We start from the raw sequence: 26,214 nt of genomic DNA, 5'->3' as shown, positions 1-26,214 counted from the left end.
AAAACCCACCATGGCCACGATTGAAGTCAAGGTTCCCGACATCGGCGATTACAGCGATGTGCCGGTGATCGAAGTGTTGGTCGCCGTCGGCGACACGGTGAAGAAGGATCAGGGTCTGGTGACCCTGGAATCGGACAAGGCGACCCTGGAAGTGCCGTCCTCGGCCGCCGGCGTGGTCAAGGAAATCAAGGTCAAGCTGGGCGATACCCTGTCCGAAGGCGCCGTGGTCGTGGTGCTGGACGCTGAAGGTGCCTCTGAAGCCCCGGCCAAGGCCGCTGCGCCGGCCCCGGCGGCAGTCGCCCCGGCCAGCAAGCCGCCGGTGACCCCCTCGCACCGCGCCCCGGCAGAGCCGGCGGCACCGAAGCCGGCGCTGTCCAGCGGCAAACCGGCCGACATCGAATGCGAAATGGTCGTGCTGGGCTCGGGCCCGGGCGGCTACACCGCCGCCTTCCGCGCCGCTGACGTCGGCCTGGATACGGTGCTGGTCGAGCGCTACGCCAGCCTCGGCGGCGTCTGCCTCAACGTGGGCTGCATTCCGTCCAAGGCACTGCTGCATGCTGCAGCGGTCATCGACGAAGTGGCCCATGCCGGTGATTTCGGCGTCGAGTTCGGCAAGCCGACCATCACCCTGGACAAGCTGCGCCAGTACAAGGAAAAGGTCGTCAACCAGCTGACCAAGGGCCTGGCTGGCATGGCCAAGCAGCGCAAGGTCCGCAGCGTGCAGGGCGTCGGCAAATTCGTTTCGGCCAACGAGCTGGAAATCACTGCTGCTGACGGCAGCACCCAGCTGCTGCGCTTCCAGAAGTGCATCATCGCCGCCGGTTCGCAGGCAGTGAAGCTGCCGAACTTCCCGTGGGACGACAAGCGCGTGATGGATTCCACCGACGCGCTGGAGCTGGCCGAAGTGCCGGGCTCGCTGCTGGTCGTCGGCGGCGGCATCATCGGCCTGGAAATGGCCACCGTGTACAGCGCGCTGGGCAGCAAGGTCACCGTGGTCGAGTTCATGGACCAGCTGATGCCGGGCGCCGACAAGGACCTGGTCAAACCGCTGGCCGACCGCCTGAAGAAGCAGGGCATCGAAGTGCACCTGAAGACCAAGGCCTCGGGCGTCACCGCCGACGCCAAGGGCGTCACCGTGACCTTCGAAGCGGCCGAGGAAGGCCAGGCGCCTGCGCTGGCGCAGGGCACCTTCGACCGTGTGCTGGTGGCCGTGGGGCGCTCGCCGAACGGCAAGAAAATCGATGCCGAAAAGGCCGGCGTGCAGGTCACCGACCGTGGTTTCATCCCGGTTGATCGCCAGATGCGCACCAACGTGCCGCACATCTTTGCCATCGGCGACATCGTCGGCAACCCGATGCTGGCCCACAAGGCCACGCACGAAGGCAAGCTGGCCGCCGAAGTGGCTGCCGGCCACAAGAAGGAATGGGTGGCCCGCGTGATTCCGTCGGTGGCCTACACCAACCCGGAAATCGCCTGGGTCGGCGTGACCGAGACCGAAGCCAAGGCCAAGGGCCTGAAGGTCGGCGTTGCCAAGTTCCCGTGGGCCGCCAGTGGCCGTGCGATCGGCATCGGCCGTACCGAGGGCTTCACCAAGCTGATCTTCGACGAAGAGACCCACCGCATCATCGGTGGTGCGATCGTTGGCGTGCATGCCGGTGACCTGCTGGCCGAGATCGGCCTGGCGATCGAGATGGGTGCCGAAGCCGAAGACATCGGCCACACCATCCACGCCCACCCGACGTTGAGCGAATCGGTGGCGATGGCCTCGGAAATCTACGACGGCACGATCACCGATCTGTACATGCCAAAGAAGAAGTAAGGCGCCCGCGCCGCTCCGAACGAAAAGCCCCGGTTTCTGCCGGGGTTTTTTGTTGGCTGCAGGAATGTCTTCGGCTGTTGTCATCGCGAGGGTCCGGGCCACTGCGCGGGTGGCAGGCATTTCGACAAATGTCCCCCGTCGCCCGCCTGTGGCGGTCGCCTCCTCCTTTACTTTGTCGAATGCCTGCACCCGCGCAGCGGCTTGGCTTGCGGATAGTCGAGAACCGGTGCTCAGGCGTCTGAATGCCTGACAGGCGGAGGGAGCGGGGGCTGTGTGCGAAGTAAAGGAGGAGGCGTCGGCTGCAGGCCGGCGCCGGGGGACATTCGCACGCAGCCCCCGCTCACTCCGGCGCTCGACCACGCTTGCATCTGCGGCAACTGCCACCGCTCGCAGTCGGCTTGGCTTGCGGATAGTCAGAGCTAGTGCCAAAGCCGCCCGGATGCCTGACACGCGGGGGGAGAGGGGCTTGTGTGCGAAGTAAAGGAGGAGGCGTCGGCCGTAGGCCGGCGCCGGGGGACATTCGCAGGCAAGCCCCTCTCCCCCCGCGCTCGACCAATCTGCTTCTCTGCTCGACGATGCCACAAAAAAACGCGGCCCCGATGTTCCGGAGGCCGCGCCAGGAGAGAGAGAGTGCCGTGGAGAAGGGGCGGGGGATCAGAACACGAAGCTGATACCGGCCACGGGGCCCTTGAATTCCTGCTTCAGGCCGACAGTACCGTCGCTGCCCTTCTTGTCCACGTCCAGCTTGAACCAGTCGTAGCCGGCGAACACACCGAAGTTCTTGGTGAAGCGGTAATCGACGATGGCATTGGCGCGGCTCAGGTCGCCCTTATAGTCATCGAAGCTGCCCCAGCGCGTGTTCAGGTACTGGCCCTGCAGCGTGATCATCCAGCGCTCGGACGGAGTGAAGGTCATGCGCGCACCCACCACAGGGGCCACGCCATCGGCCTTCTCGTTGAGGAACTGGCCTTCGTACACCGTGCCCAGGTCGGCATAGCCCTTGGTGCTGACCTTGGCGTACTCGCCACCGATCTGCAGGCCCAGGTCGAAGGTGTCGGTATCGACGACCGAATAGTCGTAGACCAGGCTTGCCACCTGATACTTCAGCTCGCCCTTCACGAAGCTGCCGGCCGGCACGTTCTCACCGCCGAAGGAAATGCCCTGGTCGAGCGTCTCGCGACGGTCCTTGTCGTACTTGAAGTAGTTGAACAGCAGGCGCTGACGGTTGCTGATGCGGAACATGCCGTCAATGCGCGGCTCCCATTCCTTGCCACCCAGCTTGAAGTCCTGGTTCAGGGAGATGTCCTGGCCGGCCACAGTGGTGCTGCCGCGGAGGGTGTTGTCCGAATCGATGTTCATCGCACCCAGACGGATGGCAAAGCGGTCGTCGCCTTCGGCGGCGTGGGCGGCATTGGCGAACGAGGCGCCGGCAGCGAGCAGGGAAAGGGCGAGCAGGGTGGGTACGGGGCGCATCGAAGAGTCCTTGCAGTGGTTCATCAGAATGAAGACCACTGTGCCGGACGCCGCCGTCCACCATCCGTGAACGTATGGTCCACGGAGTGTGCACGGTTCAGCGCTGTCGTGACCACGCAAAAAGATGGCCCCGGAGCCGGGCTTCGGGGCATCGTGGGACCTGCGGGGCGGAGCGTCGACGAGGTTGCTGCAGGCAGGTCGAAAGATCGGACCGGCGCATTCGTCGAAAGTTCCGCGCCTGCGACCAAAGTTCAATACTGCGGTGCAGCATCACGCGGACGTCATTGTCCCCCGGGTGGTACGCAAAAATGTAACCGTTACCGCAACTTGCGGCTTCCAGGGATGAACAGGGAGCGGTTGTCTCGCAAATTGTCCCATTGCTATAATTTGGCGGCTCGATGAGGCCCCCCTGCTGTAGCCGCCTCAGCCCTCCACTTGCAACCACGCGGGACGTCCTGTGCTGAACTCCGTTGATGCGGGTCGGCGACTGATGCTGCGCGCCGCGGTCTACCCGCTGGCCGCGGTGGCTGTCCTGGCCCTGGCCTTCCTGCTGGTAGGTCCGAAGTATGCCCTCGGCGCGCTGGCGTCCGGTGTGGCCATTTCGGCCGGTGGCTGGGTGGCGGCGCGGATGGCACTGGGCGGTGGGGCACTGGCCGCAGGATCGGCGATGGCTCGCCTGATCATTGCGATCGTGGCCAAGTGGGTCGTGGTTTTCGGCGTCCTGCTGGTGGGGTTCCTGGTCTTCAAGCTGCCTGCGTTGGCGCTGTTGGCCGGTATCGCCGTCGGCTTGATGTTCCAGGTCCTGGCCATGGCCAGGCGTTGACAGAATTCAATTAACTAAGGTTCCGGACACATGGCGGGCGAGGCTCTAACCCCTACCAGCTACATCCAGCATCACTTGCAGAACCTGACCGCTCCGGTCGGCAAGGGAGAGGGTATGTTCTGGCATATCCACGTCGATACCTTCCTCACCGCGGTCCTGATGGGCCTGGTGATCGTGGTCGCCTTCTGGCTGGGCACCCGCAAGGCCACCGCCGGTGTGCCGGGCAAGTGGCAGGCCTTCGTGGAAATCTGCCTGGAGTTCGTTGACCGCCAGGCCAAGGACACCTACCACGGCAAGAGCAAGCTGGTCACGCCGATCGCCATCACCATCTTCTTCTGGATTCTGTTGATGAATCTGCTGAAGATGATCCCGGCCGATTTCATCGCCAAGCCGCTGGAATGGGCAGGCGTGCACTACTGGAAGCCGGTGCCTACCGCTGACGTCAATGCCACCCTGGGCATGGCCATCAGCGTGTTCTTCCTGATGCTGTTCTTCGCGCTCAAGTCCAAGGGCCTGGGCGGCTTCATCAAGGAATTCCTGACGGCGCCGTTCGGCAAGTGGATGATGCCGTTCAACCTGATCCTCAACATCGTCGAGTGGCTGAGCAAGCCGATCTCGCTGGCGATGCGACTGTTCGGCAACATGTTCGGCGGCGAAATCGTGTTCCTGCTGATCTGGGTGCTGGGTGGTGCCGGTTTCTTCGGTGCCATTGCCGGTGGTGTGTTCGGCCTCGGCTGGATGCTGTTCCACCTGCTGGTGATCCCGCTGCAGGCCTTCATCTTCATGATGCTGTCGATCGTGTACCTGAGCCTGTCGGAAGACGCTCACTGAGTTTCAAGCTTCAACGCGTTTCAACCTTCATCCGTTTCATCACCCTTAGCAACTTAAGTTCCTGGAGATAACCATGTACTTCGCCGTCCTGACCAACTTCGCGCAGATTCAGAGCTCCACCGCCCTTGCCGTCGGCATCATGATCGGCCTGGCCGCGCTGGGCGCCGGTCTGGGTCTGGCCATCATGGCTGGTAAGTTCCTGGAGTCGGCCGCCCGCCAGCCGGAACTGATCCCGGTCCTGCAGGTCCGCATGTTCATCACCGCTGGCCTGATCGACGCCGCGTTCATCATCTCGGTCGCTGTCGGCCTGCTGCTGGCCTTCGCCAACCCGCTGTCGGCTGCCTTTGCTGGCGCCGTCACCAAGGCTCTGGCCGGCTGATACAGCGGTTTGAGACGACCGGGTGCTGATGCACCCGGTTTCGGATGAAGGCCGGATGTGCCGCTTCGGCGGCACGTCCACCCCGAAACCAGCGATCGAGCTAACCATGAATATCAATTTCACCCTTCTTGCGCAGGCGCTCGCCTTCGCTGGTCTGATCTGGATCATCGCGACCAAGATCTGGCCGCCGCTGATGAACGCGATCGAAGAGCGCCAGCAGAAGATTGCTGAAGGCCTCGCTGCTGCCGACCGCAGCCAGAAAGATCTGGCCCAGGCGCAGGAGAAGGTCAACGAAGCGTTGAAGGAAGCACGCACCAAGGCCAACGAGATCATCGATCAGGCCCACGCGCGTGCCAACCAGATCGTCGATGCTGCACGCAACGAAGCGATCACCGAAGCCACCCGTCAGAAGGAACTGGCCCAGGCTGAAATCGACGCCGCCGCCAACCGTGCCCGTGAAGATCTGCGCAAGCAGGTGTCCGCGCTGGCCGTGACCGGTGCCGAAAAGCTGCTCAAGCGCGAAATCGACGCCAACGCCCACAAGGCGCTGCTCGACGAGCTGGCCTCGGAGATCTAAGGATGAGCCAGGCCCTCACGCTTGCCCGCCCGTACGCCCGCGCCGCGTTCGCGACCGCGCGCGACGAAGGCGCGTTCGCGCCGTGGTCGGACGCCCTGGCGTTCTCCGCCCACGTCGCCGCCGATCCGCGCGTGGCGGCCCTGCTCGCCAACCCGGAGCTGGGCCGTGACGACGCCGTCGCCCTGCTGGCGCCGGTGTCCCACGGCGAGACCTACTCGCGCTTCCTGGCCATCCTGGCCGAATCGCATCGCCTGCCGCTGCTGCCGGAAATCTCCGGCATGTTCGACGCCCTGCGCGCCGAAGCCGAGCACGTGGTCAAGGCCACGGTGACCTCGGCTTCCGAGTTGTCGGCCGGAGAGCTGGACGCGATCAAGGTTGCGCTGCGCAAGCGCTTCAACCGCGAGGTCGAAGTGACCACCGCGGTCGATGCTTCGCTGATCGGCGGCGCCGTGATCGACGCCGGCGACGTGGTCATCGATGGTTCGCTGAAGGGCAAGCTGGCCCGTCTGCAGACCGCGCTCGCTAACTGAATTCATTTAACGTCCGGCCCCGCTGCCGGCACTAGGACTTGACGATGGCAACCACGCTCAACCCCTCCGAAATCAGCGAACTGATCAAGAACCGCATCGAGAAGGTCAAGCTGGCCGCGGAATCGCGCAACGAAGGCACCGTGACCAGCGTGTCCGACGGCATCGTGCGCATCTTCGGTCTGGCCGACGTGATGCAGGGCGAAATGATCGAACTGCCGAACAACACCTTCGCCCTGGCCCTGAACCTGGAGCGCGACTCGGTCGGCGCCGTGGTCCTGGGTGACTACGAGAACCTGCGCGAAGGCGACGTCGCCAAGACCACCGGCCGCATCCTGGAAGTGCCGGTCGGTCCGGAACTGCTGGGCCGCGTCGTGAACGCACTGGGCGAGCCGATCGACGGCAAGGGCCCGCTGGGTACCGACCTGACCGCTCCGGTGGAGCGCGTTGCTCCGGGCGTGATCTGGCGCAAGTCGGTCGACCAGCCGGTGCAGACCGGTTACAAGTCGGTCGACTCGATGATCCCGATCGGCCGTGGCCAGCGCGAGCTGATCATCGGTGACCGCCAGACCGGCAAGACCGCGATGGCGATCGATGCGGTGATCAACCAGAAGGGCACCGGCATCAAGTGCGTGTACGTTGCGATCGGCCAGAAGGCTTCGACCATCGCCAACATCGTGCGCAAGCTGGAAGAGAACGGCGCGCTGGCCCACACCATCGTGGTGGCCGCGACCGCTTCCGAATCGGCAGCCATGCAGTACATCAGCGCCTACTCGGGCTGCACCATGGGTGAGTACTTCATGGACCGCGGCGAAGACGCGCTGATCGTGTACGACGATCTGTCCAAGCAGGCCGTTGCCTACCGCCAGATCTCGCTGCTGCTGAAGCGCCCGCCGGGCCGTGAAGCCTACCCGGGTGACGTGTTCTACCTGCACTCCCGTCTGCTCGAGCGCGCTGCCCGCGTGTCCGAGGAATACGTCGAGAAGTTCACCGAAGGCAAGGTCACCGGCAAGACCGGTTCGCTGACCGCGCTGCCGATCATCGAAACCCAGGCCGGCGACGTGTCCGCCTTCGTTCCGACCAACGTGATCTCGATCACCGACGGCCAGATCTTCCTGGAAACCGACCTTTTCAACGCCGGCATCCGCCCGGCCGTCAACGCCGGTATCTCGGTGTCGCGCGTCGGTGGCTCGGCCCAGACCAAGATCATCAAGAAGCTGTCCGGCGGCATCCGTATCTCGCTGGCCCAGTACCGCGAGCTGGCTGCGTTCGCGCAGTTCGCCTCGGACCTGGACGAAGCGACCCGCAAGCAGCTGGAGCGCGGCCAGCGCGTCACCGAGCTGATGAAGCAGAAGCAGTACGCGCCGATGTCGATCGCCAACCAGGCGCTGTCGATCTACGCCGTCAACGAGGGTTACCTCGACGACGTGCCGGTCAACAAGCTGCTGGCGTTTGAAGAAGGCCTGCACGCCCACTTCGCCAACACCCAGGGCGAGCTGATCAGCAAGGTCAACGCCACCGGCGGTTGGGACAACGACATCGAAGGTGCCTTCAAGAAGGGCATCGCCGAGTTCAAGACCACCGGCAGCTGGTAATCGCGGTCCTGTAGAGCGGAGCCGCTGGCTCCGCTGGACCAGATGACAAACGGTTGAACAACGCGGGGCATCAGCCCCGCGCCACGGGAAACAAGAGATGGCAAGCGGACGCGAAATCAAAACCAAGATCAAGAGCGTGCAGAACACCCGCAAGGTGACGCGCGCCCTGGAAATGGTCTCGGCCTCCAAGATCCGCAAGGCGCAGGATCGGATGAAGACCTCGCGTCCGTACGCGCAGGCGATGAAGCAGGTGATCGGTCACCTGGCCCAGGCCAGCACCGACTACCAGCATCCGTTCCTGGTCGAGCGTGAGCAGGTCAAGCGGGTCGGCTTCATCGTGATCTCCTCCGATCGCGGCCTGGCCGGCGGCCTGAACAACAACCTGTTCCGCCGGATGCTGGGCGAAGCCAAGACATGGCAGGACAAGGGTGCGGAAGTGGACCTGGTGACCATCGGCCAGAAGGCATCGACCTTCTTCCGCCGCGTGAAGGTCAACATGGTCGGCAGCGTGACCCACATCGGCGACGTGCCGAAGCTGGAATCGCTGATCGGTGTGATCAAGGTCATGCTCGACGCCTTCACCGAAGGCAAGGTCGACCGCGTGTACCTGGTCTACAACCGCTTCGTGAACACCATGACGCAGAAGGCCAGCTTCGATCAGCTGCTGCCGCTGCCGCCGGCTGAGAAGCAGGTCGCTCACCACGACTGGGATTACCTGTACGAACCCGATGCCGCGACCGTGCTCGAGCACGTGATGACGCGTTACATCGAGTCGCTGGTGTACCAGGCACTGCTGGAAAACGTCGCCTCCGAGCATGCCGCACGCATGGTCGCGATGAAGGCGGCGAGCGACAACGCCAACAAGCTGATCGGCGAACTGCAGCTCGTCTACAACAAGGCGCGCCAGGCAGCGATCACCCAGGAAATCTCCGAAATCGTCGGCGGCGCGGCAGCAGTCTGACCGCGTTCGTTCAAAGCACACATTTAGAGGATGCAGCAATGAGTCAGGGCAAGATCGTTCAGATCATCGGCGCGGTCGTCGACGTCGAATTCCCGCGTGAGTCGGTGCCGAAGGTGTACGACGCACTGAAGGTCGACAACACCGAAATCACCCTCGAAGTCCAGCAGCAGCTGGGCGACGGCGTGGTGCGCACCATCGCCCTCGGTTCCACCGACGGCCTGAAGCGCAACCTGGTTGCCACCAACACCAACCGCGGCATCTCCGTGCCGGTCGGCGCTGGCACCCTGGGCCGCATCATGGACGTGCTCGGCCGTCCGATCGACGAAGCCGGCCCGGTGGCCGCCAGCGACAGCTGGGAAATCCACCGTGCGGCCCCGTCGTACGAAGACCAGTCCCCGGCCACCGAGCTGCTGGAAACCGGCATCAAGGTCATCGACCTGATGTGCCCGTTCGCCAAGGGCGGCAAGGTCGGCCTGTTCGGCGGCGCCGGCGTCGGCAAGACCGTCAACATGATGGAACTGATCAACAACATCGCCAAGGCGCACAGCGGTCTGTCCGTGTTCGCCGGCGTGGGTGAGCGTACCCGTGAGGGCAACGACTTCTACCACGAAATGAAGGACTCCAACGTCCTCGACAAGGTGGCGATGGTGTACGGCCAGATGAACGAGCCGCCGGGCAACCGTCTGCGCGTCGCCCTGACCGGCCTGACCATGGCCGAGTACTTCCGCGACGAGAAGGACGAAAACGGCAAGGGTAAGGACGTCCTGTTGTTCGTCGACAACATCTACCGCTACACCCTGGCCGGTACCGAAGTGTCGGCACTGCTGGGCCGTATGCCGTCCGCCGTGGGTTACCAGCCGACCCTGGCCGAGGAAATGGGCGTCCTGCAGGAGCGCATCACCTCGACCAAGAACGGTTCGATCACCTCGATCCAGGCCGTCTACGTTCCCGCGGACGACCTGACCGACCCGTCGCCGGCGACCACCTTCGCCCACCTGGACTCGACCGTCACCCTGTCGCGTTCGATCGCCTCGCTGGGTATCTACCCGGCCGTCGATCCGCTGGACTCCACCAGCCGCCAGATGGACCCGCTGGTCATCGGCCACGAGCACTACGACACCGCCCAGCGCGTCCAGCAGACCCTGCAGAAGTACAAGGAACTGAAGGACATCATCGCGATCCTGGGCATGGACGAGCTGTCCGAAGAGGACAAGCAGGCCGTGTCGCGCGCCCGTAAGATCGAGCGCTTCTTCAGCCAGCCGTTCCACGTGGCTGAAGTGTTCACCGGTTCGCCGGGCAAGTACGTGCCGCTGAAGGACACCATCCGTGGCTTCAAGGCCATCGTCGATGGCGAGTACGACCACCTGCCGGAGCAGGCGTTCTACATGGTCGGCGGCATCGAAGAAGCGGTCGAGAAGGCCAAGAAGATGGCCGAGAAGGCCTGATCCGGGACGGGCGGGAGCGATCCTGCCCGACCTGACGCCGGTGCCGGGCAACTGCCCGCGCCGGTGGACTCCCACGGTGGCATTGCGCCGCCGCGAACAGCGAAGAGATTTGCATGAGCACGATCCGTTGCGACATCGTCAGCGCCGAGCAGGAAATCTTCCGTGGCGAAGCGACCCTGGTCGTGGCCACCGGTGAGCTGGGCGAACTGGGCATCGCGCCCAAGCACGCGCCGCTGATCACCCGCCTGAAGCCGGGCAAGGTGGTGGTGACCACGCCGAACGGCGAGCAGCTGGATTTCGCCATTTCCGGCGGCATCCTGGAAGTGCAGCCGCAGGTGGTGACCGTGCTGGCCGACACCGCGATCCGCGCGCAGGACATCGACGAAGCCTCGGTCCGCAAGGCCAAGGAAGAAGCCGAGCGCATCCTGGCCAACCGCGGCGAAGCGATGGAAGTGGCCGAAGCCCAGCAGAAGCTGGCCGAAGCCGTCGTCCAGCTGCAGGCGCTGGAGCGCCTGCGCAAGAACCTCAAGCACTGAGGTTCGCGCTGCACCCACGAGAACGCCGGCCCCGTGCCGGCGTTTTTTGTTTGGAGCGGGGCAGGCCCGATTGGGTAGAGCCGACGGGGTCGAGTCGACTGTGTAGAGTCGACTGTGTAGAGTCGACTGTGTAGAGTCGACTGTTAGTCGACTAACGCGCGCAGCGCGGGGTTTTCGCGGCCTGATGGAAGAGCAGTCGACTGACAGTCGACTCTACCGATCCCGATCCCGATCCTGGTGCCGTCTCAGCGATACACCACGTAGCGCATCAACAGGAACGACACGCAGGCCAGCCCGCCCTCCACCAGCGGCTTGGCCAGCCACGTGTACTGCAGGCCCAGCGCCTGGTCGACCAGACTGACCAGCAGCGTGCTCGCCGCGGTCAGCAGCAGCCACAGCCCGAAGAAGCGTGCAAAGCGCTTCCATCCCAGCTTGCGGGTGCCGGCCTCGGCAAAGGTGTAACGGCCGTTGAGCCAGAAGCCCAGCAGCATGCCGGCCAGGCGACCGGCGATGTTGGCCGGCGCTACCGGCATGCCCAGCGCGGTGGCGACCACGAACACCAGCCAATCGACCAGCAGCTGCACGAGCCCGATCACGAGGTAGGCGCTTCCCTGGCGGACGAGGCTCATCGGCATGGTGAAAGAAGAGAGATGCCCATGTTAACGGCCCACACTCTAGAATCATCGGCAACGAACCACGGACTGCCGTTCCCATGACCCAAGCCCTGCACGTCATCATCCTCGCCGCCGGCGCTGGCAAGCGCATGAAGTCGGTGCTGCCGAAGGTGATGCAGCCGATTGCCGGCCAACCGATGCTCGCGCACGTGATCGATACGGCCCGCGAGCTGCAGCCGGCTGCTATCCACGTGGTCTACGGCCATGGTGGCGAGGTGGTGCGTCAGTACTTCGCTGACCAGCCCGATCTGCAATGGGCTGAACAGGCGCAGCAGCTGGGTACCGGCCATGCGGTGGCCCAGGCGATGCCGCAGGTGCCGGATGCCGCACAGGTACTGGTGCTGTACGGCGATGTGCCGCTGATCCGCGCGCAGACCCTGCGCGACCTGCTGGCGCAGCCGGGACGGTTGGCGGTGCTGGTCGCCGACGTCGATGACCCGACCGGCTACGGCCGCGTACTGCGCGATGCAGAGGGCAGGGTGGGTTCGATCGTCGAGCAGAAGGACGCCACCGACGACCAGCTGCGCGTGCGCACGATCAACACCGGCATCATCGCCGCCGAGTCGACCGCGCTGCGGCGCTGGCTGTCGCAGCTGTCCAACAGCAATGCACAGGGCGAGTACTACCTGACCGACGTGTTCGCGTTTGCCGCGCATGAGTACACTCCGGCCGAAATGGCGCTGGTGGCCGATGCGCAGGAGGCCGAGGGAGCGAATGATCCGTGGCAGCTGTCGCAGCTGGAGCGTGCCTGGCAGCGCCGGGCGGTGCGTGCGCTGTGCGCACAGGCGCGCGCGTGCGCGACCCGGCACGGCTGGACATCCGCGGCATTGTCACCGTGGGCAGCGACGTGCTGATCGACGTCGACGTGGTGCTGGAAGGCAACGTCGTGCTGGGCGATGGCGTGACCGTCGGTCCGTTCAACCGCCTGAAGGACGTCAATCTTGGTCCTGGCACCGAAGTGCGCGCGCACTGCGATCTGGAAGGTGTGGTCACCGAAGGTGCGGCGCAGATCGGCCCGTTCGCGCGGCTGCGCCCGGGTACCGTGCTCGCCGATGGCGTGCATGTCGGCAACTTCGTCGAAACCAAGAAGGTGACGCTGGGCGTGGGCAGCAAGGCCAATCACCTGACCTATCTCGGCGATGCCGTGATCGGCAGCAAGGTGAACATCGGTGCCGGCACCATTACCTGCAACTACGACGGTGTGAACAAGTCGACCACCACCATCGGCGACAACGCGTTCATCGGCTCCAACAGTTCGCTGGTTGCGCCGCTGACGATCGGCGAGGGTGCGACCATCGCCGCCGGCTCGGTCATCACCCGAACCGCACCGGACGGCAAGTTGACACTGGCTCGTGCACGACAGGAAACCATCGATGGCTGGAAGCGCCCGGTCAAGAAGTCCTGAGCCCCGTCTCCCGTGCGCCGACGAGCTCGGCGTGCTGCCGGAGATCGAACGGCGTGCCGGTGAGCTGCTGAAGGGCCACGAAGCCTGCCCGGTGTTTGCCGGCCACGGCCTGGACCTGCCGACGCTGCAGGACGGCCTTCAGCGTGGACAGTTGTGGGTGGTGGATGCGGCTGACGGTGGCATCGCCGGCTATCTGCTTGCCGGCGAACTGGCAGGTGAGTTCCACGTGCTGCAGATGGATGTGGATCCTGCTCACGCGCGGCAGGGTCATGGGCGCACGTTGTTGCGCCATGCATTGGAACAGGCCCGGGCGGAAGGCTATCGCTCGGCTGTGCTGACCACGTTGTCCGACGTGCCGTGGAATGCGGCCTTCTATGCCAGCGAAGGGTTCGAGGTAGTGCCCGAGGCGCAGTGGAGCGATGGCCTGCGCGCGGTGATGGCTGAAGAAGCCGCGCTGGGATTTCCAATGCATCTGCGCGTGGCGATGCGGCAGGTCTGGTAGGTGCCGACCTTGGTCGGCACATCCACGCATCGGTGGATCCATTCGCTGGGCCGGCTCAACCCACCGGCAGCAGGATCGACACGCACAACCCGCCATCGCCGCGGTTCTGCAACGACACCCGCCCACCGTGCGCTTCCACGATCTCGCGGGTCAGCGCCAAACCCAATCCAGTTCCATTGCGCTTGGTCGAATAGAACGGCATCAGTGCGTTCTGCAGCACCTGCTCGTTCATGCCCTTGCCGCGGTCAAGTACGTCCAGGCGCAGCCACTGCGGCAGCCGCGTGAGGTGCACCTGTACGTCATCGTTGGGCGGATCAGCGTCGGCGCAGGCTTCATGCGCGTTCTTCAGAAGATTCAACAACGCCTGCCCGAACTGCGCGATGTCGATGCGGCTGCTCAGCTCCTCGTCCGGTTCGCGATCCATGGTGAACGGGATCTGCTGGCGCAGGCTGGACAGGAACGGTGCCCAGTGCACGGTCTGCAGCTGCGGCTGCGGCAGCTTGGCAAAGCGTGCGTAGCCGCGGATGAAGCCTTCCAGATGGCGCGCGCGGTCTTCAATGGTGGTGAATATCTCCGGCAGCCTGTCGAAGCGCTCGCGCTGCACCAGCACGCCACCGGAATGCGCCAGTGATGCGATCGGTGCCAGCGAATTGTTGAGCTCGTGGCTGATCACCCGGATCACCTTCTTCCAGGTCTGCACTTCCTGGCGGCGCAGTTCGGCGGTCAGCAGGCGCACCAGCAGCAGGTCGTGCGGGCGGCCATTGAGCTGGAACGCGCGGCGCGACAGGTGGTAGACCTGCTCGTCATCCTCATCGCCGTCTTCGCCTTCCGCATGCACCGCGAACAGGCTGTCACCGCCCCGGGCGATGGCATCGCGCAGTTCCACCGGCACCTGTTCCAGCACGTCTTCCAGGCGCTGGCCTTCCAGCTTCCAGCCGCCGTGCAGGAGCTTGCGCGCAGCCAGGTTGGAGAACACCACGCGGGCGATGCCATCACCGCCGGAGGCGATCAACAGCATCGCAACCGGCGTGTTCTGCACCATGGTGTCCAGCAGCAGCTCACGTTGCACCAGGCCCTGCCGCTGCTCACGCAGTACATCACCCAGTTCGCGGTGTGCCTGCACCAGGTCGCCGAGCTCGTCATTGCCGGGCCAGTGCACGCCGAAGTTGTATTCGCCGTCGCGATAGCTGCTGGTGGTGCCCGCCAGGGCCCGCATCAGTGACCGCACCGGGGCGGTAGCCCGACGCAGGGTCCACCACATCAGTGACAGCAGGATCAGCGCCGATACCGTGGTCACCACCCAACCATGGTCCATCCAGTAGGCCAGCAGCCACGGCAGTGCCGCAGCCAGTGCCAGCACCGGCAGCAGGCGCAGGAACAGGCGGAAAGTGAAGGAGCGCCGCTTCATTCGCGTGGAATACCGTGGCGGTCCATACGCCGGTACAGCGCCTGACGGCTCAGGCCGAGCTCGGCGGCAGCCTGGGCGATGACGCCATGGTTGCGCGCCAGCACATCCTCGATGCGTGCGCGGTCAGGGTCATTGCCTGCGCTGGGTGCCGGTCGTGGTGCGACGGCTGCGCGCGGCAGGTTGAGATCGGCCACTTCGATGCGGTTGCCGGTGGCCAGCAGCTCGGCGCGCTGGATCACGTTGCGCAGCTCCCGCACGTTACCCGGCCAGGAGTGCCGTTGCAGGGCCGCGGTGGCGGCGCTGGACAGGGGCTTGCCCGCGGTCAGGAAGCGCTCGGCCAGCGGCACGATGTCACCCGGACGTTCGGCCAGCGGCGGCAGCACCAGTTCCACCGTGTTGAGGCGGTAATAGAGGTCTTCGCGGAAAGTGCCGTCGCGGATCATGGCCGGCAGGTCAGCGTTGGTCGCGCTGACCACGCGCACCTTGACCTGGCGCTCGCGGTTGGAACCCAGGCGCTCAAAGCGGCCGGTTTCCAACACGCGCAGCAGCTTCATCTGCCCGCCGAGCGACAGGTTGCCGATCTCATCCAGGAACAGGGTGCCACCATCGGCGGCCTCGAACTTGCCTTCGCGCGCCTTGTTGGCGCCGGTGTACGCACCGGCCTCGGCACCGAACAGTTCGGCTTCGATCAGCTCCGACGGCAGTGCACCGCAGTTGACCGTGATGAACGGACCCTTGGCCACCAGCGAGTTGGCCTGGATGATCTGCGCGATCTTTTCCTTGCCGGCACCATTGGGGCCGGTGATCAGTACCGGCAGTTCCGAGCGTGCGACCTGGCAGGCCAGGGCGATCACGCGCTCGCTGGCGGGGTCGGCGAAAACCGCGCCGCACAGGTTGTACTTCTCTTCCAGCGCGTTGCGCTGGCGTAGTTCACGGCTGCGGCGCCGGTCCAGTTCGCGGCGCGCCTCGGACAGTTCCAGCAGGTTGTTGACCGTGGTCATCAGCTTGCGATCGTCCCACGGCTTGGCCAGGTAGTCGGCCGCGCCGGCCTTGACCAGATCCACCGCGCTGCTGAGGTGGGTCCAGGCCGTCAGCAGGATCACCGGCAGATCGGGATGGCGCGCGCGGATCTGCGCGAACAGGGCCTCGCCTTCCTCACCGGAGGTGGTGTCTTCGCTGAAGTTCATGTCCTGGATCACCAGGTCGACCGGCTGCGACTCGAGCAGGGCCAGCCCTTCGGACGGACTCTGGGCCTGCAGGGTGTCGATGTCGTGCAGGGAGAACAGCACGTCCAGTGCGGTGCCCACACTGGCGTTGTCGTCGATGATCAGGATTGCAGGCATCACATGGTTCTGCAGAAAGGGATGGGCGGCGCCGATGGAGCCGTTCGTGTCCACGTACCGGGAGAGCCCGGCGCCACCCATCAAGCATAGCCAAAGCCGTGGCCATGCAGGCGTTGCCGCTTCTCAGGGGCGGGGCGGAGGAGGCGGCGGCGGCGGAGCATCCAGCGCCTGGCGCCAGGCGTCCGCATCCACCGCCACGCTCACCAGCCGTCGCTCCCGCCGCAGCAGCAGGTAGGCCCGCGCGGCGGGGGAATCGATCAGGGCCCGGGACAGGTGGTCGATCTGGTACACGGGCGTGTCATCCACCCGCAGGATGCGGTCCCCGCGGCGGACACCGAATCGGCCCTCCGGGCGCGCGGCCTCCACCTGGATCTGCCCTTCGGTCGAGTGCAGCGCCAGCCGGGCCTCGCCCTGCTGCCACTGCAGGCTGCTTGCGCTGCCACCGCCGGCAAGTGCCGGCAGTGGCAGGAGCATCAGCAGAGTCATCAGCCGTGCGCGCATCTCAGGCTCCGCGCGTGGCGACTGCGGGGGGGACCGCCGCGGCGCGGCGCGCCGGGCCGAACACCGCGACCTGGCCCAGCGTCCACAGCAGCAGGGCGCCCAGCGGCAGGTACAGCAGCGGCATGCGCGGCAGCTCGTACAGGTTCATCAGTGCCAGGTTGATCGCGTAGGCGGCCAGCATGCCCAGCACGATGCCCAGCGTTGCCAGCAGGAAGTTCTCGGTCTGGAAGTAGCGCAGGATCTGGCCACGGGTGGCACCGAGTGCGCGGCGGATGCCGATCTGCTTGCTGCGCTGCTGCACCCAGAAGCTGGCCAGCCCGACGATGCCGAGTGCAGTGACCACCAGCAGCGCTACGCAGACGGTGATCAGCAGGCCGACCATTGCACGGTCGTTCTTGAAGAAGTCCTCGCGCTGGTCGGTGAACGACTGCTTCTCGCGGATCAGGCGGTTGGGATCGTTGCGCTCCAGGGCGGACAGTGCGGCCTGGAGCACCTCATCGCGGCGCGCAGGATCGGTGCGCAGCATGTAGATGCCATCGCCGAAGACGCGGCGCACCGGCATGATCATGGTGTCATCCCAGTTGTTGCCCCAGCCATTGGGCGTGGCCAGCGTATCGACGATGCCGATCACGTTCACCGTCTGCTTGCCCATGTAGTACGTCTTGCCCAGCGCATTGCCGTCCGGCGCCATCTTGTGCGCGGCGGCCTGGCTGAGGATCACCGGCGTGCCGTTGGCCTTGCTCAGGTTGTCGAAGTCGAAGTACTCGGCCGGCTGGAAGTCGCGGCCGGCAACCAGGTTGAGGCCCAGCGTCCGCAACGCGTCTTCGGAGAAGGTGTACATGCCGACGCTGGCCGTCGGCCGTTCCTGGTTCATTTCGCGCGAGATGCTGGTGTTGGACGAACTGTTGCGGAACGGCACCTGGTTGATCACGCTGACCGCGGTGACCCCGGGGATGGCGCGCAGCGATGCCAGGTCTTCGCGGGTGCGGGCGGCGGCATCGGTCTGCTTGCCGACGCCGGTCGCGCGGACCAGGACCAGCTCGTTTTCGGCCATGCCGCTGGTCCGGCTGATGCGCTCCACGCGCTGGCTGACCAGGAACAGGGCATTGCAGACGATGGCGCAGGTCAGGGCGATTTCAAGCACGATCAGCGCGGCAGCGGTCTTATGCCGGCGCAGGGTGCTGAGGATGGGGCGGATGTCCATGGGAGGTCCTCGTTCTCGTGCTTACTGCGACTTGAGCTGGATGGCGGGAGTGACCTGCATCGCGCGCCAGGCGGGCAGGAAGCCGGCGGCGAGGCTGGCGAGCAGGGTCAGGCCCAGCGCAAGCAGCAGCATGCTGCCATCCAGGTGGGCCAGCTGTGCGTAGCTGACGGGCTGCTGGCGGACCGCGTACAGCCCCAGCAGGGCCAGTCCGATGCCGAGCACGCCGCCGACCACACCCACGGCACCGGCTTCGACCAGGCACTGCAGGAAGATCTGGCCGCGGCTGGCGCCCAGCGCGCGGCGCACACCGATCTCGCCGCTGCGGCGCAGGAACTTGGCCAGCAGCAGGCCGACCGTGTTGACCAGGCAGACCCCCAGGAAGCCCAGGGCCAGCCACAGCTGCAGCCGCACGTCGCTGGGTACCGCGCCCTTGAAGTCCAGCCACTCCATCACGTTGCGCAGGCGCACGTTGACCGGGCGTTCGAAGCGGCCGGCCTGGCGCTGCAGGCTGGAGTAGTTCTCCAGATAGCGCCGGTAGTCGCCGGCCTTGGACGGATCCATCTCTGCCCAGTACTGCAGGTAGGCGCAGGGCGCGTTGACGGAGTAGCTGTTGGCGCCGTCGGGATTTTCGCCGAAGCAGTTCATGTTGCCATTGCTGCCCAGCTGGAGATCGAACGAGGTGGAGATCGGCGCCAGCAGATCCTCTTCCTTGCCGAACGCGCCGGTGGTGAGGTCGAAGAAGTGCGGCTCCGGGTTCCAGGCCTTCATGACGCCGACGATGCGCAGCGCATTGCCCTCAAGCCGGATTTCGCGACCGACACTGTTCGCGCCCTGGAACAGCTTCTCGTTGAGCGCCTTGGAGATGACGGCCACGCGGGCCCGCCCGTTGTCGTCCTCGCGGGTCCACGGCCGCCCGTACTGCATGGGCACGTTGAACATCGGGAAGAAGTCGGCCGAGGTCCAGCGGGTGTCGATGGAGAACGGCTTGAGCGTACTGTTATCCGGTTCGATCGTTGCATCACCGGCAGTCATCATCACCTGGCGCTCGGCTTTCGCTTCGCGCAGCAGGGCTTCGGCGTCATAGCGCGTCATCTGCTCTTCCGGTTCCTCCTCAAGGCCGAAGCCGTTGCGGGGCCGCGGGTCGATCTGCGCGTAGAACAGGCGCTCGCTCTTGTCCGGAATGGGGTTGCCGGACAGGACGTGGAACACGGTCAGGGTGGTCATCGAGGCACCGATGCCGAGCGCGATGGCCACCACCATCAGCGCGGTCAGGACCTTGTTGCGGCGGAAGCTGCGCACCGCCAGTCGAGCGTAGTAGGCGAACATGGTCGTGCCCTCACTCGTTGACGGCGACGATGTGGCGCGGCGGGGTGGCCAGCACCGGCTCGCGCACCAGGTCGGTCACCTGGCCATCGACGATGTGCACGTTGCGCTGCGCGCGCGCGGCCAGTTCCGGGTCGTGGGTGACCATCACGATGGTGGTGCCGGCGGCATTGATCTCCTCCAGCAGTTCCATCACGCCGCGGGCCATCTGCGTGTCCAGGTTGCCGGTCGGTTCGTCGGCCAGCAGCAGGCGCGGGCTGCCGGCCAGGGCACGCGCGATGGCCGCGCGCTGCTGCTGGCCACCGGACAGTTCATTCGGGTAGTGCTTCATGCGTGAGCCGAGGCCGACCTGACTCAGCGCCTTCTCGATACGTTCGCGGCGCTCGTTGGCGCTCATCTTCCGATAGCGCAGCGGCACGTCCACGTTGTCGAACAGGTTCAGGTCGGGGATCAGGTTGAAGCCCTGGAAGATGAAGCCGATCTTCTGGTTGCGCAGGCGGCTGCGGGCGTCGTCGCCCAGCGTGCTCACGTCCTGGCCGTCGAGCATGTAGGTGCCGCTGGTGAAGGTTTCCAGCAGGCCGGCGATGTTGAGGAAGGTGGTTTTGCCAGAGCCTGACGGGCCGGTGACGGCAACGAACTCACCTTCCTTGACCTGCAGTTCCAGCGAGCGCAGTGCGTGGGTTTCCACTTGTTCGGTGCGGAAGACTTTGGCGACCGAACGCATTTCGAGCATGTACATGGCGTGTCCTCTCTCCAGGATTCAGGTATCAGGTATCAGTTGACGGAGACGCGTTCGGCGTCCTTGAACAGGTCGCTGCCGGAGACCACGATGCGGTCGCCCGGCTGCACACCCGACTTGATTTCCACTTCGCCCAGGCTGCTGACGCCCAGTTCCACCGGACGCCGCACCGCGGTGCGGCCATCCATCACGTAGGCCACGCCATTGCCCTGTTCGACGAACGGGCCGCGCTCGACCTTCAGCACGTCCTTGCGGGTGTCGAGCAGCACGCGCACCGACATCCGCTGGCTCTGGCGCAGGCCTTCCGGCTGTGCGCTGGCGAAGCGCACGCGGGCATTGACCTCGCCGTTGACCACTTCCGGTGACACCGCGCTGATCTCGCCCGGGAAGGGCTTGCCGTTGCCGCCGGTCAGCTGCGCCGGCATGCCGATGGCCAGGTCGCGGGCGAAGCTTTCCGGCACCTTGATCTCGACTTCGAACTTGGACAGATCGACCACGCCCAGCACCGGCGCATTGGCGGCCAGGTTGGTGGACTGGACGGCCTGTACCTGGCCGACCTGGCCATCGAACGGTGCGCGCAGGGTCAGTGCATCGACCTGGCGCTGCACTTCAGCCACCACGGCCTTCTGGCGGTCGGCCAGCAGGCGCTTGTTGCGGGCATCCAGGTCAGCGCCCTGGCTCTGCAGGCGGGCATCGGTGGTGGCATTGGCCAGGGTGATGTCGGCCTTCTTCAACGAGTCCTTGGCCTTGGCCAGATCGATCTGCGGTACTGCGCCGCCGTCGTAACCGCGCTGGTAGCGCTGCAGGTCGCGGTCGGCGGCCTGCCGTTCGATGGTGGCCTGGTCGGTTTCCTTGCGCGACTTGGCGCGGGCCAGGGTGGCATCCAGCGCGGCGCGGCTGGCCTCTGCCTCCAGGCCGGCCAGGGTTGCCTGTTCCTGGGCCAGCTTGCTGCGCAGTTCCGGGCTGTCGATGATCGCCAGCTCCTGGCCTTTCTTGACCACGTCGCCGGCGACCACCTTCAGGTCCACGGTGCCGGCCGAGATGGCGTACAGGATCGGACTGTTGGCGGCGATCACGCGGCCGTCGGCGGCAATGTCGCGGACCAGGTCGCCGCGCTTCACTTCGGCGATGCGCACGCGGCTGCTGTCGAAGGAGCGGCTGGCATTGGACCAGGCGTGCACGGCCCAGCCGATGCCGGCCAGCAGCACGATGGCGCCCAGTGCCGGCCAGCGATAGCGCTGCCAGTTGGCGCGGGTGGTGCCGGCCGGGGCGGAGGAAACGATCTGGTCCTGTGCGGAAGTGTCGCGGATCATCGGGTGCGTGCCTGACGGTGGTAGCCAATATCAAGCACGTAGCGTGCCAACTTTATTTCCTTTCAGGTCAATGGGTTGGGCGGCGTGCTGAAGTGTCCGGGTGTCCGCGGACACCTTTCCGGACACTTTCATTAAGCGGACAGGAGGGGGAAGCCGGATACGCGGGCTAGAATGCGCCGATCGTCTTCAAGGAAACGCGTGACATGTGTGGAATCGTGGGTGCAATCGCCGATCGCGATGTGGTGCCGGTACTGATCGAGGGCCTGAAGCGGCTTGAGTACCGTGGTTACGACTCCTCGGGCATCGCGGTGATCGACCACGCCGCGCGCCCCGAAGTACGCCGTGTCCGTCGCACGGGTCGCGTGTCGGAAATGGCCACCGCGGCCGAGGCCGAGGGCTTCAATGCGGTGCTGGGCATCGGCCACACCCGTTGGGCCACCCATGGGGGCGTCACCGAGGCCAACGCGCATCCGCATATCAGCCACGGTGTCGCGCTGGTGCACAACGGCATCATCGAGAACCACGAAGAGCAGCGCGAGAAGCTGCGTGCGCTGGGCTACACCTTCGAGTCGCAGACCGATACCGAAGTGATCGCGCACCTGATCCACCATCACCTGAAGGACGGCGACGACCTGCTGGTGGCGTTGCAGCACACGGTGAAAGAGCTGACCGGTGCCTATGCGCTGGCCGTGGTCAGCCGCGCCGAGCCGGAGCGCTTCGTCTGCGCACGCATGGGCTGCCCGCTGCTGGTCGGCCTGGGCGAGGGCGAGAACTTCGTTGCCTCCGACGTTTCGGCGGTGATCTCGGCCACCCGCAAAGTCATCTTCCTGGAAGAGGGCGACACCGCCGAGATCCGCCGCGACGGCGTGCGCATCTTCGACGAGCATGACCAGCCGGTCGAACGCGATGTGCATCTGTCCGATGTGTCGCTGGCTTCGCTGGAGCTGGGTCCGTACCGCCACTTCATGCAGAAGGAAATCCACGAGCAGCCGCGCGCGCTGGGCGACACCATCGAGGCGGCGATCGACGCCGGTGGTTTCCCGGCCGAGCTGTTCGGTAAGAACGCCGAAGCGGTGCTGTCGGGCATCGAGGGCGTGCAGATCATTGCCTGCGGCACCAGCTACTACGCCGGCCTGACCGCGCGCTACTGGATCGAAGCCATCGCCGGCCTGCCGTGCAGCGTGGAGATCGCCAGCGAGTACCGTTATCGCGCCGCTTATGCGAACCCGAAGCACCTGGTCGTCACCATCTCCCAGTCCGGCGAAACGCTGGATACGATGGAGGCGCTGAAGTACGCCAAGTCGCTCGGCCACAAGCACACGCTGTCGATCTGCAACGTGCCGGAAAGCGCGATTCCGCGCGCCAGCGAGCTGGTCTGCTACACCCGGGCCGGCGCCGAGATCGGCGTGGCCTCGACCAAGGCCTTCACCACCCAGCTGGCCGCACTGTTCCAGCTGACCGTGGTGCTGGGCAAGCTGCAGGGCCGTATCGGCGCAGCGCAGGAAGCGGATTACCTGGAGCAGTTGCGCTTCCTGCCAGGCAGCGTGCAGCACGCACTGAACCTGGAACCGCAGATCGCCGCCTGGGCCGAGCGCTTCGCGCGCAAGTCCAATGCGCTGTTCCTGGGGCGTGGCCTGCATTACCCGATCGCGCTGGAAGGCTCGCTCAAGCTCAAGGAAATCTCCTACATCCACGCCGAGGCCTACCCGGCAGGCGAGCTGAAGCATGGCCCCCTGGCGCTGGTGGACGAGGACATGCCGGTGGTGGTGATCGCGCCGAACGACAGCCTGCTGGAAAAGGTGAAGTCGAACATGCAGGAAGTGCGCGCGCGTGGCGGTGAACTGTTCGTGTTCGCCGACCAGGACAGCAACTTCAATGAGTCCGAAGGCGTGCACGTGATCCGCACGCCGCGCCATGCCGGTGTGCTCAGCCCGATCGTGCACACCATTCCGGTGCAGCTGCTGGCCTACCACACCGCGCTGGCGCGCGGCACTGACGTGGACAAGCCGCGCAACCTGGCCAAGAGCGTGACGGTGGAGTAAGGCATTCACGGATCTGTTGGATGCTGCATGCGAAGGGGCCCCACGTGGGCCCTTTCGTTTGCGTCGGTAGCGGTGGCAAGTGGGACAGCGGCTGGGCGTTCTGTCCGCCGTCGGCAGCAGGCAATCAATCTTTAATGCGCAACTGCGCTTGTATTCAGCGGCGGTTTCAGCCGCGGTGCCATTCTCTGGATCGTCAGCTGGTTCCCACGACGAACTGTCCTATCGATGCCGGTAGTGACCGATGGTCGCAGTCGTAGAATCGAGTTGACCGAGGTCCGGGTTGAGCCGTTGAGCCTACCTCGTTCGCGTTGCAGCACATCGTCTGCCGATCCATTCCAAGCGGCCGCCGGGTGCGCCAGACGTGCGCTGAAAGGTCTGTTCCCGGGGAGGGGGCGTATCGGAAGAGCACACTTTTTTGACTTCAGTGACCTGCACCAGGAAACAAGAATGAACGTCCGCGAACTCCTGCAATCCAAGAAAGAAGCTGTCATCACCATCGACGCCGAAGACACCATCGGTGCCGCCGCCCACAAGATGAGCGCGAACAAGATCGCTGCGCTGGTGGTGATGAAGGACGATGCCCCGGTCGGCATCATTTCCGAGAAGGACATCGTGCGTACCCTGGCCGACGACGGCCCGCAGGCCGGCCGCCGGGTGATCTCCAGCCTGCCGTCCACCGGCCTGGAAGGCATTGCGCCGGAAGCGACCCTGAAGCAGGCCATGTCGTTGATGACGTACTCGCGGCGCCGTCATCTGATGGTCACCGAAGGCACCCGACTGGTTGGCATCCTCAGCCTGGGCGACATCGTGAAGAACCTGCTGGGCGAGCTGGAACTGGAAAAGGCCGTGCTGCAGGACATCTACATGGCCGCCCACTGAGGGCTGGATCCCTGGATGCAGAGAAGCCGGGCATTGCCCGGCTTCTTCGTTCACGGCTTCGGTGATATCAGAAAGTGACCTTCACCGAATCGGCACTGTAGTTTGCCGGGCCGTGGTAGACCACCTCGATGTTGTTGCCATCCGGATCGAGCACGAAGGCGCCGTAGTAGCCCGGATGGTAGGGGCGTTCGCCCGGTGCACCGTTGTCGGTGCCGCCGGCGGCGATGGCTTCAGTGTGGAAGGCATCGACGGTAGCGCTGTCGCGCGCCTGGAACGCCAGGTGGTGGCGGCCGGTCAGCTGGCCGGCGGCGGCCTCGCTGTTGGCGCTGGAAATGAACAGCTCATCTGCCCAGAAGTAATCATCGCCTTCGCCGGCGATCGGGATGCCGATCGTATCGAACACCGCCTGGTAGAAGCGGCGGCTGGCCGCCAGGTCACGCACCACCAGCTGGATGTGGTCGATCAGGCGGCCACGGTGCAGTTCCATCGTTTCCATACGAACCTCGCAAAAAAGGGGACGGAGGGGATTAAGTCGCTTCCGGCCAATAGTGCCAGAAACGACTTAATCCCCTCCGCCCCCTTTTTGTCAGTTGGCGATGATCTCGACCCAGTAGCCGTCCGGGTCCTTGATGAAGGCCAGGTTCTTCATGCGGCCGTCGGTCAGGCGCTTCTGGAAGGTCACGCCGAGGTCCTCGAAGCGCTGGCAGGCGGCCTCGATGTCCGGCACCGACACGCAGATGTGGCCAAAGCCGCGCGGGTCGCTGTTGCCGTCGTGGTAGACCGCGCCGTCCTGGGTTTCGGTGCCATGGTTGTGGGTCAGTTCCAGCACGCCCGGCAGGCCAGCCATCCACACGCGGCGCTGGGCGTCGTCTTCCGGCACCACCGCGCCGGCCGGTACGTAGGCCAGGAAGTACAGGCTGAACTGGGCCTCGGGGAAGTCGCGCTTGTCGATCAGCTGGTAGCCGAGCACGCGGGTGTAGAAGTCCAGCGAGGCGGTGATGTCCTTCACCCGCAGCATGGTGTGGTTGAACACGAAGCCGGTGGTTTCGGCCGGGGCCTGGGCGGCGACGCCGGGGACCTGTTGGAGGGAATGGAAGCTCATGGATCGCATCCTTGTCAGGGGGAAGGGAAAACAACCCGCGGAAGGCGTGCCTGGAAGTTGCATCTGAAACCGGTAGTTGCCGGAGCGAGCGCTGCCATTGCATCCTCCCAGCCGTTCATGGATCGGCGGGTCATGCTGCAACGCAGGATAATCGTTGTGCACCCGCAATGGGATCCGCGCTGCTGCAACGCTGGGAGAAATGCCTGCAACGATGGCATTGCAGGGCGGGAAAGCGGTGTTCAGGAGTTCGGCACGGAAGGCGATGCGCAGGTACTTCGTCAATGATGGTTGACAGCGTTTCACTGACCACGCTATTGCTTGTATGTATATACAAATAACCGAGGGTCTCCAGAGCTCCCATGCCGTACCGCCGATGGCTGCCGCTGCTGCTGATGGCCGTGCTCCTCTTCGAAGGCATCTTCGGAGCCTGGGCGGGGACGCGCATGGCCCTGCATGGCGCAGGCGGCCAGCATTCATCTGCTCGCGCGGCAGTGGGATGCCAGGTTACGCCTCGCACGACAGTGGGGGCACCTGCGGCGGCACATGCCTCCCATGAGCAGGCCCCGGCTGCCGCCGGCTCCGGGCATGAAGATCACTGCACCTGCGTTGACGCCAGCAGTTGTGACTGTCGTTGCCTGTTGAGCCTGTATCCGCCGATGCCACCGTTGCTGTTGGCGACGGCCCATCCGCGCATCACGTTGGATCTGGCGTTGCCATCGCTGATCCTGCCCGCCAGCAAACTCTCACGGGTATTCCGACCTCCCATCGCCTGAGCGGCTGTCCCTGCGTCCACAGGACGCCATCGTGTCCCTT

General features: G+C 65.1%; 25 protein-coding genes and 1 pseudogene. 15 read left to right on the top strand and 11 right to left on the bottom strand.

What is annotated here, in order from left to right:
* Positions 1-10 precede the first annotated feature (10 nt).
* On the top strand, positions 11-1,819 hold the full coding sequence (gene lpdA, locus FQS62_RS19420; protein ID WP_208043593.1) for a dihydrolipoyl dehydrogenase: 1,809 nt from the start codon (positions 11-13) through the stop codon (positions 1,817-1,819).
* 654 nt (positions 1,820-2,473) lie between these two features.
* Here the strand turns inward: lpdA and FQS62_RS19415 are convergent.
* A complete protein-coding gene (locus FQS62_RS19415; RefSeq protein ID WP_049445053.1) occupies positions 2,474-3,292 on the bottom strand; it encodes a hypothetical protein in 819 nt (272 codons plus the stop codon).
* Positions 3,293-3,749: 457 nt separating this feature from the next.
* Between FQS62_RS19415 and FQS62_RS19410 the strand changes: the two genes are divergently transcribed.
* The 9 genes from FQS62_RS19410 (at position 3,750) to FQS62_RS19370 (ending at position 10,966) form a co-directional block, all read left to right on the top strand.
* Entirely contained in the window at positions 3,750-4,115 is a 366-nt protein-coding gene (locus FQS62_RS19410; RefSeq protein WP_006394654.1) for a hypothetical protein, read from the top strand.
* Between the two features lie 30 nt (positions 4,116-4,145).
* Positions 4,146-4,946, top strand: coding sequence for a F0F1 ATP synthase subunit A (gene atpB, locus FQS62_RS19405; RefSeq protein WP_057500511.1), 801 nt, complete (start codon positions 4,146-4,148; stop codon positions 4,944-4,946).
* A 73-nt stretch (positions 4,947-5,019) separates the two neighbouring features.
* Positions 5,020-5,325, top strand: a complete 306-nt coding sequence (atpE, locus tag FQS62_RS19400; protein WP_005411133.1) for a F0F1 ATP synthase subunit C — start codon at positions 5,020-5,022, stop codon at positions 5,323-5,325.
* A gap of 106 nt (positions 5,326-5,431) precedes the next feature.
* Positions 5,432-5,902, top strand: a complete 471-nt coding sequence (locus FQS62_RS19395; protein ID WP_005419512.1) for a F0F1 ATP synthase subunit B — start codon at positions 5,432-5,434, stop codon at positions 5,900-5,902.
* Between the two features lie 2 nt (positions 5,903-5,904).
* Entirely contained in the window at positions 5,905-6,432 is a 528-nt protein-coding gene (locus tag FQS62_RS19390; protein ID WP_049445057.1) for a F0F1 ATP synthase subunit delta, read from the top strand.
* Between the two features lie 44 nt (positions 6,433-6,476).
* Entirely contained in the window at positions 6,477-8,024 is a 1,548-nt protein-coding gene (gene atpA / locus FQS62_RS19385; RefSeq protein ID WP_014038567.1) for a F0F1 ATP synthase subunit alpha, read from the top strand.
* A gap of 97 nt (positions 8,025-8,121) precedes the next feature.
* Positions 8,122-8,985, top strand: a complete 864-nt coding sequence (gene atpG, locus FQS62_RS19380; RefSeq protein ID WP_049445058.1) for a F0F1 ATP synthase subunit gamma — start codon at positions 8,122-8,124, stop codon at positions 8,983-8,985.
* Positions 8,986-9,023: 38 nt separating this feature from the next.
* The gene (gene atpD, locus FQS62_RS19375; RefSeq protein ID WP_010481327.1) at positions 9,024-10,430 is read left to right on the top strand and encodes a F0F1 ATP synthase subunit beta; all 1,407 of its coding nucleotides are present in this window, start codon (positions 9,024-9,026) and stop codon (positions 10,428-10,430) included.
* A 113-nt stretch (positions 10,431-10,543) separates the two neighbouring features.
* Positions 10,544-10,966, top strand: a complete 423-nt coding sequence (locus FQS62_RS19370) for a F0F1 ATP synthase subunit epsilon (protein ID WP_005419509.1) — start codon at positions 10,544-10,546, stop codon at positions 10,964-10,966.
* A gap of 245 nt (positions 10,967-11,211) precedes the next feature.
* On the opposite strand, the gene FQS62_RS19365 is transcribed toward FQS62_RS19370, so the two are convergent.
* Positions 11,212-11,595 (bottom strand): GtrA family protein, encoded by a 384-nt coding sequence (locus tag FQS62_RS19365; RefSeq protein WP_049445060.1) that lies wholly within the window; start codon positions 11,593-11,595, stop codon positions 11,212-11,214.
* Positions 11,596-11,678: 83 nt separating this feature from the next.
* Here FQS62_RS19365 and glmU point away from each other — a divergent pair.
* Together glmU and FQS62_RS19355 are read left to right on the top strand one after the other, a co-directional pair.
* A pseudogene (glmU, locus tag FQS62_RS19360) lies at positions 11,679-13,045 on the top strand (bifunctional UDP-N-acetylglucosamine diphosphorylase/glucosamine-1-phosphate N-acetyltransferase GlmU).
* Positions 13,014-13,547, top strand: a complete 534-nt coding sequence (locus FQS62_RS19355; protein WP_049445063.1) for a GNAT family N-acetyltransferase — start codon at positions 13,014-13,016, stop codon at positions 13,545-13,547. The pseudogene glmU and the gene FQS62_RS19355 overlap by 32 nt, the downstream one beginning before the upstream one ends.
* A 55-nt stretch (positions 13,548-13,602) precedes the next feature.
* Here FQS62_RS19355 and FQS62_RS19350 read toward each other — a convergent pair whose 3' ends face one another.
* From FQS62_RS19350 to FQS62_RS19320, 7 genes are all read right to left on the bottom strand, one after another.
* The gene (locus FQS62_RS19350; protein WP_049445065.1) at positions 13,603-14,955 is read right to left on the bottom strand and encodes a sensor histidine kinase; all 1,353 of its coding nucleotides are present in this window, start codon (positions 14,953-14,955) and stop codon (positions 13,603-13,605) included.
* Positions 14,952-16,298, bottom strand: a complete 1,347-nt coding sequence (locus tag FQS62_RS19345; RefSeq protein ID WP_049445068.1) for a sigma-54-dependent transcriptional regulator — start codon at positions 16,296-16,298, stop codon at positions 14,952-14,954. Before FQS62_RS19345 ends, FQS62_RS19350 begins: the two co-directional genes overlap by 4 nt.
* Before the next feature lie 123 nt (positions 16,299-16,421).
* A complete protein-coding gene (locus FQS62_RS19340; protein WP_099589477.1) occupies positions 16,422-16,799 on the bottom strand; it encodes a PDZ domain-containing protein in 378 nt (125 codons plus the stop codon).
* Position 16,800: 1 nt separating this feature from the next.
* Positions 16,801-18,003 carry an ABC transporter permease gene (locus tag FQS62_RS19335; protein WP_208043592.1) on the bottom strand — a complete coding sequence of 401 codons (1,203 nt, stop codon included), beginning with the start codon at positions 18,001-18,003 and terminating at the stop codon, positions 16,801-16,803.
* Between the two features lie 21 nt (positions 18,004-18,024).
* Positions 18,025-19,329, bottom strand: a complete 1,305-nt coding sequence (locus tag FQS62_RS19330; protein ID WP_049443921.1) for an ABC transporter permease — start codon at positions 19,327-19,329, stop codon at positions 18,025-18,027.
* 10 nt (positions 19,330-19,339) lie between these two features.
* A complete protein-coding gene (locus FQS62_RS19325; protein ID WP_032129038.1) occupies positions 19,340-20,065 on the bottom strand; it encodes an ABC transporter ATP-binding protein in 726 nt (241 codons plus the stop codon).
* 35 nt (positions 20,066-20,100) lie between these two features.
* Positions 20,101-21,378: an efflux RND transporter periplasmic adaptor subunit gene (locus FQS62_RS19320; protein ID WP_049443924.1), complete on the bottom strand. Its 1,278-nt coding sequence runs from the start codon at positions 21,376-21,378 to the stop codon at positions 20,101-20,103.
* Positions 21,379-21,581: 203 nt separating this feature from the next.
* Here FQS62_RS19320 and glmS point away from each other — a divergent pair, with 203 nt between their 5' ends.
* Both glmS and FQS62_RS19310 read left to right on the top strand, forming a co-directional pair.
* A complete protein-coding gene (glmS, locus tag FQS62_RS19315; protein ID WP_049443925.1) occupies positions 21,582-23,420 on the top strand; it encodes a glutamine--fructose-6-phosphate transaminase (isomerizing) in 1,839 nt (612 codons plus the stop codon).
* 447 nt (positions 23,421-23,867) lie between these two features.
* Positions 23,868-24,299 (top strand): CBS domain-containing protein, encoded by a 432-nt coding sequence (locus FQS62_RS19310; protein ID WP_010481344.1) that lies wholly within the window; start codon positions 23,868-23,870, stop codon positions 24,297-24,299.
* Between the two features lie 67 nt (positions 24,300-24,366).
* On the opposite strand, the gene FQS62_RS19305 is transcribed toward FQS62_RS19310, so the two are convergent.
* On the bottom strand, positions 24,367-24,795 hold the full coding sequence (locus FQS62_RS19305) for a VOC family protein (RefSeq protein ID WP_049443926.1): 429 nt from the start codon (positions 24,793-24,795) through the stop codon (positions 24,367-24,369).
* Positions 24,796-24,885: 90 nt separating this feature from the next.
* Entirely contained in the window at positions 24,886-25,401 is a 516-nt protein-coding gene (gloA, locus tag FQS62_RS19300; RefSeq protein ID WP_049443928.1) for a lactoylglutathione lyase, read from the bottom strand.
* Positions 25,402-25,760: 359 nt separating this feature from the next.
* Between gloA and FQS62_RS19295 the strand changes: the two genes are divergently transcribed.
* The gene (locus FQS62_RS19295) at positions 25,761-26,174 is read left to right on the top strand and encodes a CopL family metal-binding regulatory protein (protein WP_141097626.1); all 414 of its coding nucleotides are present in this window, start codon (positions 25,761-25,763) and stop codon (positions 26,172-26,174) included.
* The last annotated feature ends 40 nt before the right edge of the window (positions 26,175-26,214 follow it).

This window comes from Stenotrophomonas sp. SBJS02 (assembly GCF_020428325.2).
In the GTDB taxonomy this organism is placed as follows: Bacteria; Pseudomonadota; Gammaproteobacteria; order Xanthomonadales; family Xanthomonadaceae; genus Stenotrophomonas; species Stenotrophomonas africana.
Note: the sequence above shows the minus strand (reverse complement) of the source record. Positions and strands in the feature narration are given on the sequence as shown.